Genomic DNA, 15366 nt, shown 5'->3' on the forward strand with positions numbered 1-15366 from the left:
TCAGCCTGTTAAAGAGGTATCGTGTCGTGCTTCTTCCAGCGGGCATCGACCTGCTTATTGCGAAGCGAGGCGAATGCTCGAGCGATGCGGCGACGAGACGAATGGGGCATGATAACCTCATCGATGAAGCCACGTTCGGCGGCAACGAACGGATTGGCAAAACGCGCCTCGTATTCCCGCACGCGTGCGGCGATCTTGGCTGGATCGTCGACCTCGCCGCGATAGAGGATCTCGGTGGCGCCCTTCGCGCCCATGACAGCAATCTCGGCGCTCGGCCAGGCATAGTTAACGTCCGCCCCGATATGCTTGGATGCCATGACGTCGTAGGCGCCGCCATAAGCCTTGCGCGTGATGAGCGTCACCATCGGTACAGTCGCCTGGGAATAAGCAAATAGCAGCTTGGCACCATGCTTGATCACGCCACCATATTCCTGCGCGGTGCCGGGAAGGAAACCCGGAACGTCCACGAGTGTCAGGATAGGAATATTAAACGCATCGCAGAACCGCACGAAGCGCGCTGCCTTTCTTGATGAATCGATATCAAGGCAGCCGGCCAGGACTGTCGGCTGATTGGCGACCACGCCGACGCTCTGACCCTCCATGCGAATGAAGCCGGTGATGATATTGCCGGCGAATGACGATTGGAGTTCAAAGAACTCGCCCTCATCGGCAAGCGCATGTATCAGTTCCTTCATATCATAGGGCTTGTTGGAGCTATTTGGCACAAGCGTATCGAGGCGTTGCTCCAGACGTTCAGGATCGTCGTGGAACGGGCGGGTGGGCGGCTTTTCTCGATTGTTGAGCGGAAGGAAGTCGAAAAGCAGCCGAATGTTTTCAAGTGTTTCGACATCGTCATCGAAGGCCCCATCGGCTACCGACGACTTTGATGTATGTGTGCGCGCGCCGCCCAGTTCCTCTGCCGTGACGATCTCGTTGGTCACGGTCTTCACGACGTCGGGTCCCGTCACGAACATGTAGGAGGAATCTCTCACCATGAAGATGAAGTCGGTCATGGCGGGGGAGTAAACTGCGCCCCCGGCACATGGCCCCATAATCACCGAGATCTGCGGGATGACGCCGGAGGCCTCAACGTTTCTCTTGAAGACATCCGCATAACCGGCGAGAGATGCGACGCCTTCCTGGATACGCGCACCTCCGGAATCGTTGAGCCCGATGACTGGAGCCCCGTTGCGCAACGCCATATCCATAATTTTGCAGATCTTCTGCGCGTGCGTTTCCGAAAGTGATCCGCCGAGAACCGTAAAATCCTGCGAAAACACATAGACTTGGCGGCCGTTGATCGTGCCCCACCCCGTCACCACGCCGTCACCGGCGACCTTCTGCTCCGCCATGCCGAAATCGACACAGCGGTGCGTGACATACATATCATATTCCTCAAAGGACCCTTCGTCGAGAAGGACTTCCAGCCGCTCTCGGGCCGTCAGTTTGCCCTTGGCGTGTTGGGCCGCGACCCTGCGTTCGCCACCGCCTAATCGCGCTTCGGCTCGCCGGGTTTCGAGCTGGTCCAATATCGTCTGCATGTTCGCTCCCTCGCTGCCCCACCTTTCTATAGGACCGATCGGCGGACGAAAACGCTTGAACGCGAGCAATTGTGAAGTTATAGAAATTCAAAATGCAAATTGCGAAGTTGCGAAATGGCTGCTGGAAAACTCTTTATCGGGCGCAGGGTGCGCGAACTTCGCCTTGAGCACAGCGCGACACAAAGTCAGTTTGCCGAAAGGCTCGGTATTTCTCTCAGCTATCTGAACCAGATTGAAAACAATCAACGACCTGTGTCGGCGACCGTTCTCTTAGCGCTAGCCGATAAGTACGGCCTCGACATCACGGAGCTTTCGACCGGCGAAATCGACCGACTGGCCTCGGCGGTAAGGGAAACGCTTGCAGATCCACTTTTTGAGTCATACTCGCCGAGCCTGCAGGAGCTGAAACTAATCTTGCAGAACGCGCCCGGCTTTGCGCGCGCGCTGGTCAGCTCCCACCAAGCATATCGACGACATAGCGAGCAGCTCGCCATCCTGGACGACCGGCTTGGGCGCACGGCCTTCGTCGAAGGAACGCCCTATGATGAAGTGCGGGACTTTTTCCATTATGTCGATAATTACCTCCACGATCTTGATATAGCTGCCGAGGGTTTGGCAGCCGAGATTGGCCTTCAGGGCGGCGATGCCCAACCACTCCTTGCCGAATTTCTTGAGCGGCGGTTCGGTGTCCGGGTGGTTTACGACGCATCCATGGTGAGTCACATCCGTCACTTCGATCCGTCTCAGCGAATTCTATCTCTCAACCCATACCTGCCGGCCGAAACCCGAACATTTCAGATCGCCGTCCAGACCGCTCAGAGCCATGCGAGCGACGCAATTGAAGCAATTCTGGACAAGGCCGCGTTTCGAACACGTGAAGCCGCGGAGGTTTGTCGGATCGGGCTGCATAACTATTATGCTGGCGCTCTTCTTATGCCCTACCAGATCTTTCTCGAAGCTGCGCGCCGGTTGAGACATGACATAGGACTACTCGCCGCCCGGTTTGGTTCTTCTTTCGAGCAGGTCTGCCATAGGCTTTCCACGCTGCAACGACCTGGATCGAAAGGCGTTCCGATTTTTTTTGCCAGAATCGATCGGGCAGGCAATATTACAAAGCGCCATAGCGCGACTAAATTGCAATTCGCCCGTTTCGGAGCGGCATGTCCTCTGTGGAACGCTCATCAGGCTTTCGAGGCACCCGACCGCATTATCCGGCAGCTAGCCGAAACGCCAGATGGTGCGCGCTACCTATGCCTAGCAACGCGCGTGACAAAGGGTGTGGGCGGATTTCGAACGCAGCGTTCAAGCTATGCCCTCGCGATCGGCTGCGAGATCTCCTACGCCGGCGCCTTTGTCTACGCAGACGACCTAAATCTTGCCGACAGAACAGCCTTCGAGCCAATTGGCATCTCCTGTCTGACATGCGAGCGGACTAATTGTGCGAGCCGCGCAATTCCGCCGCTGCGCAAACAGATCTCTGTCGACCACAATGTCAAAGACGCAACCCCTTATAGGCTGATTTGACGGTAACGGCTCCTATGTGTCAATTTGCCTGTCGTTTGTTCCTTCACGAGCATCCCGAGCGGATTTAAAGCTCCTACGCTCCTACGACGCGACTGCGCTCCACAAGAAGGAGCCTGAGGCCAGGCGGAACACCATCCGGTCGACCGGTTCTCTGCACAGATTCTGTCGCGCAAACGGCCTTCAATTATAGGACCCGTACGGCAACAGCGTCGAAATCAACGTCGAGAATCTCAGCAATTCCTTGACCTCGGGCGAATACGTCCGAAACTCGCCGGAGCTCGCCGCCAACCCACGCGATTATTCGTTGGTCTCGACAAAATGGTCGCTGCCCATGAAGGCGACGCAGTGGGCGATCAATTTCGTGCCCGCGAGGGAGAATTTGCACCGGCGGCAAAGACGGAAAGATTAGGTGAGGATTGTTATTTGACGGTGGCTCAGAGCCTGGACAGACCTGTGCCCCTATCAAAGTAGATATTGTTAGATTCTCTGTTCGTCCGCCCCGAATTGTAAGTCTTCTACCTGGTCGCTGAGCACGCTCAACTGTTCCCTCAAGGAGGTCGCTCAGTTGCCGGCGCATGGTTGATTATCGGCCCGGAGTTGCTCTAGCCCCACTGTGCTTACGAACCCGTGCAGGCTCAATCACCGATGGTCGAAAGGTCACTGCGGCAGTTGCGATTGCCCGCCCGATGACAAAGTCCAGTCGTCTTGCGGTTCGACTTGAGCCAGCCCTTCCGATCCATGAGTTAGATTCATCACTGCAAGCGATCGGGGCGATCTAATCCGTCAAGCCACATGCGACTACATACAACGCGTGCAAATCGAACATCGAAGGAGGTTCGTCCATGAACCGACAGAATGAAATCCTCAACACGCCCGAACAGGCATCCGATCTTGACGTCGGCCGGCGCGATCTCCTGAAGCTTACCGGCGCAGGCGTGGCCGCGCTCGGCGCAATGTCTATCCTCAACATTCCATTCGAGGCCCAGGCTCAGGGCATCGTTGAAGGGGCAGATAATTTCTACAAGAGCGACAAGCTGAACTACCAGAAGGTCACCTTCAAGAACCAGTACGGGATGGACATCGTCGCCAACTTGTACACACCCAAGAACGCGGACCCAGTGACCAAATATCCGGCCGTCATTGCTGGTCATCCGAACGGAGCGGTCAAGGAGCAGAGCTCCAGTCTTTATGCCCAGAAGCTCGCCGAGCAGGGTTTCGTGACCCTGGCTCCCGACCTGACCTTCTGGGGCGAGAGCGAAGGCGCCCGCAATGCCGTGGCCTCCGATTTCTACACCGAGGTGTACATGGCTTCGGTGGACTTCCTCGGCACCCGTCCTTTCGTCGACAGGGACCGGATCGGCATCGTCGGCATTTGCGGCAGCGGCGGATACGCGATCAGCGCGGCGAAGCTCGACCCACGTCTGAAGGCGATCGCCACCGTCAGCATGTATGACATGGGCTCTGTCACCCGGAACGGCCTGAACAAGTCTCAGTCGCTCGAACAGCGCAAGCAGGCGATCGCTGCGGCAGCAGAACAGCGCTACGTCGAGTTTCAGGGCGGCCCGAAAAAGTATGGCGACGGCATGCTCGAGACGCTGCGGCCCAACGCCCATCCGATCGAGCGTGAGTTCTTCGACTTCTATCGGACGCCGCGCGGCCAGTTCGTGCCGGAAGGCTCGTCGCTATATCTCACCACGAACCGCCCGATCACGGCGGAAGTTAAGCAGATGAACTTCTACCCCTTCAACGACATCGAGACGATCTCGCCGCGGCCACTGCTGTTCATCACCGGTGACCAGGCGCATTCCAAGGAATTCAGCGAGGATGCTTATGCCCGCGCAGCCGAGCCGAAGGAGCTGGTCTGGGTCAAGGGTGCAGGCCACGTCGATCTTTACGACCGCGTCAACCTGATCCCGTTCGACCGGCTCACGGCCTTCTTCCAGAAGCACCTCGTTGCTTGAGTGACGCTTGGAGAGCGGCGCTGAAAAGCGGCGCTCTCAGCCACGGTGCCCGGAATCTACAGTCAGTATGGCTCGATCGGGTTATCCGTGGCCGGCTCGAATAATCGACATAACAGTCCGCTCGGCGGCACAACCAAGATGATGGTGATAAATGAAAAAGATAGTTCTGGCAGCTGCCTTGTCGCTCTTGGCGACGACGGCAAATGCCGCTGATCTGCGCTTGTCGAGTTCCGATGTGGAGCACAACAAGCAGATAGCCGACCTATACGTGCAGAACGGGTCCGGGTGCAGCGGCGGCGATCAATCGCCGGCACTATCCTGGTCCGGTGCGCCTCAGGGCACCAAAAGTTTCGCTGTGACCATGTATGATCCGGATGCACCCACCGGGAGCGGATGGTGGCATTGGAGCGTGCTGAACATCCCCACTTCCGTGACCCATTTGGATCGGAATGCAGGGCAGCGCGATGGCAGCAAGCTGCCCGCCGGCGCCGTGCAAGGCCGTACCGATTTTGCCAGGCCTGGATATGGCGGAGCGTGCCCGCCAGCCGGCGACAAGACGCACCATTACCACTTCAAGATCTGGGCGCTGTCGGTCGAGAAGCTGGAAATCAACACGGAGATGAGCGCTGCTCAGGTCGGCTATATGGTCCGCTCGAACAGCCTAGCTTCTGCAGAACTTGTGCCGGTCTCGACGCGATAAATCCAGCGCAATCGGCTGAGGAAACGCGGCGGGTCGCACGTCTCCTCAGCCCAACTTGCTTGATCGGCGAGGTGACGGTCGCAGCTAGTCTGCGGTCTTGCTCGCGCGATCTCGCCGGCAGGCGCCCCGCGTTGCTGCAGACGGCGGCAAACGACGGATAAGGCTCACAATCAGTTTGGTATTGATGAACTACTCGACAATAAAAATGCCATTCGTTTGACACTAGGGAATTAATTACTAGATTAGTGAGGCGTGCTGGCTCGCGTCGCGATCATGTCGCGTCAGCAAATCAATCGCCTCAGCAGCTAAGGACAATGCCATGAAAGCAGTGGGTTACAGCAAAAACGGACCCATCGACCGCGACGATGCCCTGATGGACATCACGCTACCGAAGCCCGTTCCGACCGATCATGATCTGCTCGTCGAAATCTCGGCCACGGCCGTCAATCCGATTGACTACGAGATCCGCCGCAATGCCGCACCGGCAGACGGTGAGTTCCGCGTCCTGGGGTGGGATGCCGTCGGCATTGTCGTTGAGAAGGGTGGGCTGGTCGAAGGCTTCGAGATTGGGGATCGGGTCTACTACTGCGGCGCCCTTCGGCGGCAAGGGACGAATGCGGAGTTCAACCTCGTCGACGCCCGGATCGCGGCGAAGGCCCCGGCATCCCTCTCCGACGCCGAGGCAGCCGCTCTGCCTCTGACTTCCCTGACGGCCTGGGAAATGCTTTTCGAGCGCCTCGACGTGACGCGGCCTGTTCCCGGCGCGGCCGCGGCGGTGCTCATTATCGGCGGTGCAGGCGGTGTGGGGTCGATGGCGATCCAGTTGCTCCGCGCCCAAACCGATCTCACGGTGATCGCGACCGCGTCACGCCCGGAAACCAGCGAATGGTGCTCCAGCCTCGGCGCGCATCATGTCGTCGACCACAGCCAGCCGCTGGGCCCACAGATCGAGGCACTGGGCATCGGTGCGCCGGGCTTCGTTTTCGCGACGGCCGGCTCGATCGAATATCGCGAAGACATCGTCAAGCTGATGTCGCCGCAGGGGCGCTACGGCTACATCGACAGTCCGGCGGTGTTCGATGCGAACCCCTTCAAATGGAAGTGCATCTCCATTCACCTTGAAGCCGTCTTCATGCGTTCGCTCATGCAGACCGTCGACATGGGCGTTCAGGGCGACATCCTTCGGCAAGTGGCCGAACTGATCGAGGCCGGCAAGATCCGCACTACGCTGACCGAGACTTTCGGGACCATCAACGCCGCCAACCTCAAGCGGGCGCACCAGTTGCTGGAGAGCGGCAGAGCACGCGGCAAAATCGTGCTGGAAGGCTTTTGAACGCCGGGCTTTCAGTCCCTGCCTTGAATGGGCGACCCGCGGGGCAGCGATCGGTGCCTGCGCCGCGTCGGCGCGATCACACCCCAGCCCGTGGAATCGCCATCCAGAAACCGATGTTTAAAGTGAGACAGCACGATGATTTCTCGTGATGAGCGCCGCGAGGCCGAAAGCCAGATAACGCGACTGATCCATAGCTATTTCTATCGGCTCGATGAGCGCGATCTGGAGGCCGTCGCCGCCTTCTTCGAGGATGCGGCCTGGCACATTTCCCCGGAGCGGGTGACACATGGCAAGGCAGAGAAACTTGCCTGGCTGCGCGAGAATACCCCTGCGCATGACGCCTATCGCGGCCCGCAGCATCTGATCGGTAACCTCCTCATCGACGTTGCCGAAGACGGCCAGACGGCCACCAGCGTCTCCTGTTTCATCGTATCCCAGCTGGTGGACGGGCCGGGCATCCATGTAGCCGCGCGCGGACGGTATGCGGACAGATTTGCCCTGCGCAACGGCCAGTGGCGGTTCACGGAGCGGCGCGTCCACATCGACCGCCGCTAGATCGACTTCAATAGATCCCAACACCGTAAGAGGTGATAGATGACAACCAATAGTCTGAGCGACGCCCAGCGGCTCCAGCGCCTGGAAGATATCGAGCAGATCAGGACGCTGAAGGCGCGCTACGCCGAGGCGCTCGACAACCGGTTCAACGGCGATCAGGTCTCCGCGCTGTTTGCTGAAGATGCCACCTGGCAGGTCGGTGAGGATCAGGCCGCCCAGACCGGACGAGCGGAAATCAAGCAGCTCTGCGTGAACCTGGCAAAGCAGATTTCCTGGTCGATCCACTACTTCATCCCGTCGGTGATCGAGATCGGCGAAGACGGCGTCACCGCCAAGGCCAGCTTCTACATTCTGGATTTCCAGACTCTGAAGAACGACGACGGCGAAGATGAAGCCTACATGTTTGTAGGCACCTTCAACGACACGTTCACGAAGATCGACGGCTCCTGGTACTTCCAGAGCATCAACGGGAAGATCGATGTCGTGACACCCTGGACGGAAAGCTGGGTGAACAAACCGTTCATTCCGGATTTCTTCGCCAAGAGCAATTGAAGCGGGCTCGAACGCATCGACGGAGTCCTGGGCTGGCACCGATGTAGCAGCTTTGCTTGCCGGGCCAGCTCTTCATCGGCGCACCGAACGTGATCTTCTGTGGTGCGTCCCATCAGCCGCAACAGGATGCGAAGGGAAAAGCAGATGGAATACCGCAATCTCGGTCGGTCGGGCCTCAAAGTCTCGACCGTCACATTCGGAACGATGACCTTCGGCGGCACGGGCTTCTTCGCCAAGGCCGGGAACACCGACGTCGACGAAGCCCGGCGCCTGCTCGATGTCGCCTTTGACCACGGGGTCAATCTCTTCGACACCGCGAACGTCTATTCGCATGGGGTTTCCGAAGAGATCCTGGGACAGGCGCTAAAGGGCCGTCGTGATCGCGCCCTGATCGCCACGAAGGTGCGCATGGGTATGGGCGATGGGCCGAACGATGCGGGCCTGTCGCGCAAGCACATCATCGAGCAGTGCGAAGCGAGCCTGCGTCGGCTCGACACCGACCATATCGACCTCTACCAGGTCCATGAGTGGGATGGCCAAGCGCCGCTGGAAGAGACGCTCGAGGCGCTGGACACGCTCGTCCGGGCCGGCAAGGTCCGCTACGTGGGCAGTTCGAACTATGCGGGCTGGCAGCTATCGAAGGCGCTCGGGATCGCCGAGAGGCTTGGCTATCAGCGGTTCATCTCCCAGCAGATCCACTACACGCTGCAGGCACGCGAAGCTGAATATGAGCTTCTGCCGATCGCCCAAGATGCGGGGGTCGGCGTCCTAGTCTGGAGCCCGCTTGCCGCGGGTCTTCTGACGGGAAAGTATCGGCGGGACCAGCAGGCTCCGGAAGGCTCACGGCAGCTCAATGGCTGGGGCGAGCCGCCCGTACGTGATGAGGATGCTCTCTACAACATCGTGGATGAACTCGTCGCCATCGGCGATGTGCGCGGCGTGTCGGCGGCGCAGGTGTCGCTGGCCTGGCTGCTTGGCCGGCCCGGTGTGTCGTCGCTGATCGTCGGCGCGCGAACCGAACAGCAACTCGTCGACAATCTTGCCGCCGCCGACCTCCACCTGACGGCTGACGAGCGCACCCGTCTGGACCGGGTGTCGGCGCCGGCGCTGATCTATCCCTTCTGGCATCATGCCAAGTCGGCATCCGACCGGCTCGGCCCGCACGACATCGTCGCGACCGAGGCGCTCAACCGGTAAGGGAACGCCACGCTGTGCCCGCAGAAAGGCCCCGCCTTTCCTCGGGCACGGTGGCCAGAGCTGTCGGTAGCTGGCAGCGACGACATCCCAACCGGAAAGCTGCGATTACAGCCAGTCTTGGCCGGCGGGCCTGACCTTATCCAGTTCCTCGCGCATCTGCTCGGCGATCGAGATCAGGCGCGCCTTTGGCAGGCGGTTCGTTGGTCCGGCAATGGCGATGGCGGCACCCGGGGTGACAGCGATCGCGACGCAGGAAATTCCAGCCCGTTGGCTATCGAGGTCAAGGGCGAAGCCTTTGCGCTGCGCCTCCGCGATTTCCTCGGCATGGCGGTCCCATAGAGGCGGATCGTTGGCGCGAACGGTTCGCGCCAACTCGGCATTGGCCGCCAGGAGGGTATGGCCGAGTGCGTCAGCGATCAGCGCTTTGCGTTCGCCCGGCCTCACTGCGAGGTGCAGGGGCTGCTGCGATTGTACGGCATCGACACAGAGATACTCGGCTCCGGAGACCAGACCCAGAAAGGCGGATTCGCCGGATGCCGCGCTCATGGCTTGAAGCACGGGCCGGATGCGAGCGCGTAGCGCGTGCTCGGCTTCGGCATCTGGCCGCACGAGACGACTGAGTTTGCCGGTCAGCCGGTATGCGGCGCCCTTCTTCTCCTGCGCGATGTAGCCGAGTTCCTCGAGAGACGCGAGCAGGTTGTGGGCGGTGCTCCGGTTGAGGCCTAAGCCATCTGCAAGCTCGCTCAACCGCGCGCCTTCGGGTTGCGCGGCAATACGCTCCAAGAGATCGAAGGCGCGTTGCACGGACTGAATGACGCGTTCGGAAGAGGGCGATGATTCCATAATGCTGAACCTTACCACCCCTCTGCCAGGCCATCCAGCCTATTGCAGGCGATCTAACGCCCGAAATGCCCTTTCGTAATTCCACGATAATGAATCCCGTAGATATTCTTCTCCTTATAGTTTGACAATGCGGAAGGATTGGCCTAGTCGTGGCTGCGCGCAAGCCGACAAGCGATGCCGAAGTCACTGCTCGTCGCGGCTGCCTCAACCACCTTTCCAAGGAGAGACACAGATATGTCCCGCATCATCCTCATCACTGGCGCGAACCGCGGCATCGGCCGCGAACTTGCCGCTCAACTCGCCGCAGCCGGGGACACTGTACTACTCAGTGCCCGCGACGAAGGCGCCGCGAAGAAGTCGGCATCGGAGATCGGCGGCGATGTCCACCCGGTTCAGCTCGACACGTCCGACGTTTCCAGCATCAGCGCCGCAGCTAGGAGGATTGAAGCCGAGTTCGGTCGTCTCGACGTGCTGGTCAACAATGTCGGTGGCGTCTACGACTACGGCCAGAAGGCGTCCACGGCCGACCTGGCGGTTGCTCAACAGGCGCTGGAAACCAATCTTTTTAGCGCCTGGCGTGTCACGCAGAGCGTGCTGCCGTTGCTGCGCAAGGCCCAGGGCGCCCGCATCGTCAACGTGTCCAGCGAGGCCGCGTCGCTGGAGCGGATGGGCGCGTCCGTGCCTGCCTATGCGATTTCCAAGACTGCGCTCAACGCCCTGACGCGGGTCTTTGCCGCTGAACTGGCTGACGAAGGTATCACCGTCCATGCCGCAAGCCCCGGCTGGACCGCGACCGAACTGGGCGGCGAGGGCGGAAGGCCAGTCGCCGAGGGCGCAGCCAGCATCCTGCACGTCATCGACCTGCCCGCCGGCAGCGGCAGCGGCGGCTTCTATCAGGATGAACAGGTTCTGCCCTGGTGAGCGAACAAAAGCCTGCCCGGGGCGTAGCCCGGGCAGGCCTGAATGAATCGTTACGAGTTTAGATCCGAGTGAAGGGGCCTCGATGGTTGCTGTCGAGGCGGCGCACCGCGCAAATGCTGGGACACTTAAGTGCGAAGATTTCAGCCCCGCAACGACCGGAGTTCTTGCGGCCGAAGCGCTTCGATTGCCTCGTCTGCGGCGCGCAGACCGCTGTCGTAGGCGCCGTGTGCAGTAGAAAAATCATGCCCATGGGTGGCTTCGCCCGCGAAGAAGATGCGGCCCTCCCAGGAACGAGAAAGGATTTGCCGCGCCTGTGAATGACCCGGCAAGGCACAGCTATAGGCGCCGCCGATCCTGTCCGAACGACTCCAGTTGGACGCGCCCAAAACCCTTAGCTTTGATCGAACGCCGGAGCCCACGAGCTTGATCAATTGTTCAATGGCCAGGTCGAACGCGGCGACGAGGCCTTCCTCAGCAACAATCCTGGCGCTGTCGCCGCCCAGAGAACATTCGATGACCGGCCAGCCGAACGGGCGAATATAGTAGTCGCAGGTCCGGGTGTCGTAGGGATCGCCGATGAGATGGGTCTCGGGCGCAAAAAGCGTTTCGCCGTCGATCTGGAAGAAAAGTTTTTCGTCGCTACCGAGGGGTAGGACGCTTGCGGCATGGCGCCATGGATCAAGGGATGAAGGCAGATCGATCGAGGCGCCAGCGAGTACATTCGTTGACACGGTTAGGATCGCGGCGGCAGCGTGGATCGTCCCGGTCGGGGTAGTGATGGCAAGGCCGTTACGGTGTTCGCTGATCACTTCGACCGGCGTCGCGAGGCGGACGTTCGTGGCGGATGGCAGACTCGCGGAGATCAACGTTCCATAGCCGGCAGGCACACGCCAGTTGCGATAGCTGCACGCCGCGTCATAGGCAAGGTAGTCTGCCGCCGACATACGATCGGGCGCGACACCGTTCGAGAAACCGCAGATCGCATGGACATAGGGATTCCATTCAGCGCCCGGCAGCAGGGCATCCCCGGCCCGGTCGCTTCTCGAGACAAGGCGCGGCAGTTGCTGTTCCCAAACGTTAAGTGCTCTGCGGGCAGCGGACTGCTGTTCTGCAGAAAAGCCGAGATTGGCATATTGGCTGCCCCAAGCTGCCTCGCGTCGATCGATCGCGAAGCCTGCCTGTTCGGCAATTCCCGTCCAAGGGTTGCGATCTGCCGAGTGGAGCCAACCGCAGCCTAGATCCAGTGGGAAGCCCGCGAGTTCCTGGGTCCAGCCACGCCCTCCGAGGCGGCTTGAGGCCTCCAGCATGATGGTCGAGAAACCACTGGCGGCGAGGCGCCTGGCCGCCGCAATACCCGCGGCTCCGCCACCCACGATCGCAATATCGACGTCGGTAGCCATTCGGGTTCTCGCACCAGTCGGGTGGGCATTGCTCGTGCCGTCAAGCAAAGACGTACCTGCAAATGCATCCAATAGGGTTGTTCGTGAAGTTCCATTGCGCACGAGCTTTAACCTAGTCGTTGTTCCACAACCTGATTAGGCGCTATAATTCGCATATCGATATGAAGAGGACTCATGAGTGTCGCGAGAGAACGTCAATGACTTGCTTGCCTTCCTGGCGGTCGCCCGGGAACGGAGTTTCACCAAAGCCGCGGCCAAGTTCGGGATTTCCCAGTCCGCCTTGAGCCACACCATTCGAGGGCTTGAAACCAGGCTTGGCGTTCGGCTCCTCACGCGCACAACACGGGCCGTGTCGCCGACCGAGGCCGGCGAGCGGCTATTGAACGGGATCGGCCCCCATTTTGACGAGATTGATGCTCAGATCGACGCACTCAGCGACCTGCGTGACAAGCCCGCAGGCAACATCCGCATCTCGGCCCCAGACCACGCGATCAACTCCGTGCTCTGGCCGAAACTGCAAAAATTTCTGCCGAAATATCCCGATATCAAAGTTGAACTAATACGCGAGAATGGCCTGACCGACATCGTCACGGAGCGTTACGAGGCAGGGGTTCGCATGGGTGAGCAGCTCGCGAAGGACATGATCTCGGCCCGAATTGGCCCAGATTTCCGTTTCGCCGTGGTGGGTGCGAAGTCCTACCTGAAGGACCAGGCAGAGCCGCAGCACCCCCAGGATCTCATCCGGCACACCTGCATCAACGAGCGCCTTCCCACTAGCGGGGGCTTTTGGGCGTGGGAGTTTGAGGACCAAGGTCGCGAGATCAAGATTCGCGTTACGGGCCAGCTCGTCTTCAACAACTCGTATCAGGCCGTCGAGGCGGCGGTCGCGGGGTTCGGTCTCGCCTATGTGCCTGAGGATGTCGCTTTGCCGCATATCCAGAAGGGGCGGTTGGTGCGGGTGCTACAGGACTTCAGTCCGCACTGGGATGGCTACTACATGTATTATCCGAGCCGTCGTCAGTCCTCGCCGGCTTTCGTCGCCCTCGTCGAAGCGTTACGCCATCGCACGTAGTTCTATACTGCGATAGTCCCGCCCCGGGGAGCGCCCCAGCGCTCAGACTCGATGGCGATCGTGTTAGGATATCAGTGCAACTTCTCTATCTGGCGCCTTCTCTATCTGGCGCCTTTCGCCCCACGCCGGTTGCGGGCTTTATGCGCTTTTGGACCCCACCATCACGTAGTGCGTGGCGATTGCCGGAAGCGCCACTACCGCCGCCCAACGCCCAAAGAAGGGCGTCACCGACGTTTTGGAGCTCCAGACATCAAGGCAGTATGTGAAGGTGAGATAGTCCCAGTCGCCAGGAAGGGAAGTGCTCCATATGCCGACACCCGCCAGAGGGAAGATGGCGAGACGCAGCAGCTGTGTCCTCGCTGAGTTGATCGACGACAGTCCAAGATCGAGCGGCTCAACGCTTTTGCGCGCGCCCCAGTGCAGGCCAAGACATGTCCGCGCCCTTCATCGCGTTTTTCATTCAGACTGACTGCGCCGTGGGCCGGAACAGAATTTCGTTGATATCCACGTCGTCTGGCTCATTGACTGCAAAAGCGACCGTTCTTGCGAATGTGGCTGCAGGTACGCCGACTTCCGCGACGAAGGCTTTGGTCTGATCCTGGATATCCTGCTCGCCGATATGGTCGTGAAGCTCAGTCTTGACCACGCCAGGCGAAATGATGGTCGTCCGGATGTTGTAAGGCTTCACCTCTTTGCGCAGACCCTCCGACAGCGCCCGCACCGCGAATTTGGTGGCACAGTAGACGGCCGCGCCCGGATCCACGACGTGGCCGTAGACGGACGAGACGTTGATGATATGGCCCGACTTCTTTGCTTTCATATGCGGCAGCGCTGCTGCAATGCCATCGAGCACGCCTTTGATGTTCACATCAATCATGCGGTCCCACTCATCGACGCGGAGGCGTTCCAATGGAGCGAGCGGCATGAGGCCGGCGTTGTTCAGCATGACGTCCACCCGACCGAACGCGCGCACGGCTGTATCGACAAGACTCTTGACCTGGTGAGCTACAGTGACGTCTGTCGCGACGGCCAAAGCCCTGTAGCCGGCTGCATTCAGTTCTTGCGCCAGCGCCTCGATGCGGTCGGCGCGGCGCGCGCCGATCACGACGGTCGCCCCGCACTCGGCCAGGTGTCGTGCGGTAGCTTCGCCCAGGCCGCTGCTCGCGCCGGTGATCACTATCACCTTGTCGGCAATATTATCAGACATGTATATCCCAGTTGATTGTGGCCCTTCACGTCGACGCAGCTATTTGCTCTGATAGGCTTTGATATTGGTGACCTGCCAGTGGCGCACGTTCGCGCTTAGGACGTTACTTTTGACGCCCGGATCCTGGCTCACCCATTCTTTCGCCGCGTCGATATTCTCAGCTTCGAATAGCACCATGCCAAGTACTTTGTCGTCGGTGAGCGTACCGAGCAGTCCTCCGGCAATGAACTTGCCCCCGAGCGTTTGGCCGTAGGCGATATGGTCCTTGATGTTGGTCTGCTCAGTGATGTTCTTGCTATTTTCATAGGCGGACCCGCGTTCGTAAATGACCGCGTAAACGCCGGCCTTTGCGGCAGTTCCGTCCTGCGCAATGGCGACGGGCGCAAAAACGGCAACCGTGCCGAAAGCTGCAATCCCCGCAACAGCCAGCATCAGAATTGCGCGTTGGGCAGCCAAGCTGCCCCTGTGAAGCGATTTGACGATGTGCACGTTCATGGCGTTATCTCTGTCGACCGAGCTGAAGAAAGTATGACCATACAAAAGATCGACCTCGTTGATTA

The 15366-nt window shown here is 59.8% G+C and carries 14 protein-coding genes; 9 read left to right on the top strand and 5 right to left on the bottom strand.

What is annotated here, in order from left to right:
• Positions 1-8: 8 nt before the first annotated feature.
• On the bottom strand, positions 9-1541 hold the full coding sequence (locus tag ASE04_RS28690) for an acyl-CoA carboxylase subunit beta (RefSeq protein WP_056826054.1): 1533 nt from the start codon (positions 1539-1541) through the stop codon (positions 9-11).
• A 114-nt stretch (positions 1542-1655) separates the two neighbouring features.
• On the opposite strand from ASE04_RS28690, the gene ASE04_RS28695 reads away from it, so the two are divergent.
• The 7 genes from ASE04_RS28695 to ASE04_RS28725 all read left to right on the top strand — a co-directional run bounded on the left by ASE04_RS28695 (position 1656) and on the right by ASE04_RS28725 (position 9363).
• Complete coding sequence (locus ASE04_RS28695; RefSeq protein WP_056826056.1) at positions 1656-3065, top strand: helix-turn-helix domain-containing protein; 1410 nt, start codon at positions 1656-1658, stop codon at positions 3063-3065.
• Positions 3066-3907: 842 nt separating this feature from the next.
• Positions 3908-5026: an alpha/beta hydrolase gene (locus ASE04_RS28700; RefSeq protein ID WP_056826059.1), complete on the top strand. Its 1119-nt coding sequence runs from the start codon at positions 3908-3910 to the stop codon at positions 5024-5026.
• A 151-nt stretch (positions 5027-5177) separates the two neighbouring features.
• Positions 5178-5726, top strand: coding sequence for a YbhB/YbcL family Raf kinase inhibitor-like protein (locus ASE04_RS28705; RefSeq protein ID WP_056826061.1), 549 nt, complete (start codon positions 5178-5180; stop codon positions 5724-5726).
• 319 nt (positions 5727-6045) lie between these two features.
• Positions 6046-7059 (top strand): zinc-binding alcohol dehydrogenase family protein, encoded by a 1014-nt coding sequence (locus ASE04_RS28710; protein WP_056826062.1) that lies wholly within the window; start codon positions 6046-6048, stop codon positions 7057-7059.
• Between the two features lie 135 nt (positions 7060-7194).
• Complete coding sequence (locus tag ASE04_RS28715; protein ID WP_056826064.1) at positions 7195-7614, top strand: nuclear transport factor 2 family protein; 420 nt, start codon at positions 7195-7197, stop codon at positions 7612-7614.
• A 39-nt stretch (positions 7615-7653) separates the two neighbouring features.
• On the top strand, positions 7654-8166 hold the full coding sequence (locus ASE04_RS28720) for a nuclear transport factor 2 family protein (RefSeq protein WP_056826067.1): 513 nt from the start codon (positions 7654-7656) through the stop codon (positions 8164-8166).
• A 144-nt stretch (positions 8167-8310) separates the two neighbouring features.
• Positions 8311-9363 (top strand): aldo/keto reductase, encoded by a 1053-nt coding sequence (locus ASE04_RS28725; RefSeq protein WP_056826068.1) that lies wholly within the window; start codon positions 8311-8313, stop codon positions 9361-9363.
• A 105-nt stretch (positions 9364-9468) separates the two neighbouring features.
• Here ASE04_RS28725 and ASE04_RS28730 read toward each other — a convergent pair whose 3' ends face one another.
• Positions 9469-10206 (bottom strand): IclR family transcriptional regulator, encoded by a 738-nt coding sequence (locus ASE04_RS28730; RefSeq protein WP_056826071.1) that lies wholly within the window; start codon positions 10204-10206, stop codon positions 9469-9471.
• A gap of 234 nt (positions 10207-10440) precedes the next feature.
• Between ASE04_RS28730 and ASE04_RS28735 the strand changes: the two genes are divergently transcribed.
• Entirely contained in the window at positions 10441-11127 is a 687-nt protein-coding gene (locus ASE04_RS28735) for an SDR family NAD(P)-dependent oxidoreductase (protein ID WP_056826073.1), read from the top strand.
• A gap of 140 nt (positions 11128-11267) precedes the next feature.
• Here the strand turns inward: ASE04_RS28735 and ASE04_RS28740 are convergent, their stop codons facing one another.
• Entirely contained in the window at positions 11268-12527 is a 1260-nt protein-coding gene (locus ASE04_RS28740) for a flavin monoamine oxidase family protein (protein WP_056826075.1), read from the bottom strand.
• Between the two features lie 178 nt (positions 12528-12705).
• On the opposite strand from ASE04_RS28740, the gene ASE04_RS28745 reads away from it, so the two are divergent.
• Positions 12706-13599, top strand: coding sequence for a LysR family transcriptional regulator (locus ASE04_RS28745; RefSeq protein WP_056826077.1), 894 nt, complete (start codon positions 12706-12708; stop codon positions 13597-13599).
• Positions 13600-14059: 460 nt separating this feature from the next.
• Here ASE04_RS28745 and ASE04_RS28750 read toward each other — a convergent pair whose 3' ends face one another.
• On the bottom strand, positions 14060-14806 hold the full coding sequence (locus tag ASE04_RS28750; RefSeq protein WP_056826079.1) for an SDR family oxidoreductase: 747 nt from the start codon (positions 14804-14806) through the stop codon (positions 14060-14062).
• Between the two features lie 39 nt (positions 14807-14845).
• Positions 14846-15301: a YciI family protein gene (locus ASE04_RS28755; RefSeq protein ID WP_056826080.1), complete on the bottom strand. Its 456-nt coding sequence runs from the start codon at positions 15299-15301 to the stop codon at positions 14846-14848.
• Between the last annotated feature and the right edge of the window lie 65 nt (positions 15302-15366).

It is taken from the genome of Rhizobium sp. Root708 (assembly GCF_001429725.1).
In the GTDB taxonomy this organism is placed as follows: Bacteria; Pseudomonadota; Alphaproteobacteria; order Rhizobiales; family Rhizobiaceae; genus Rhizobium.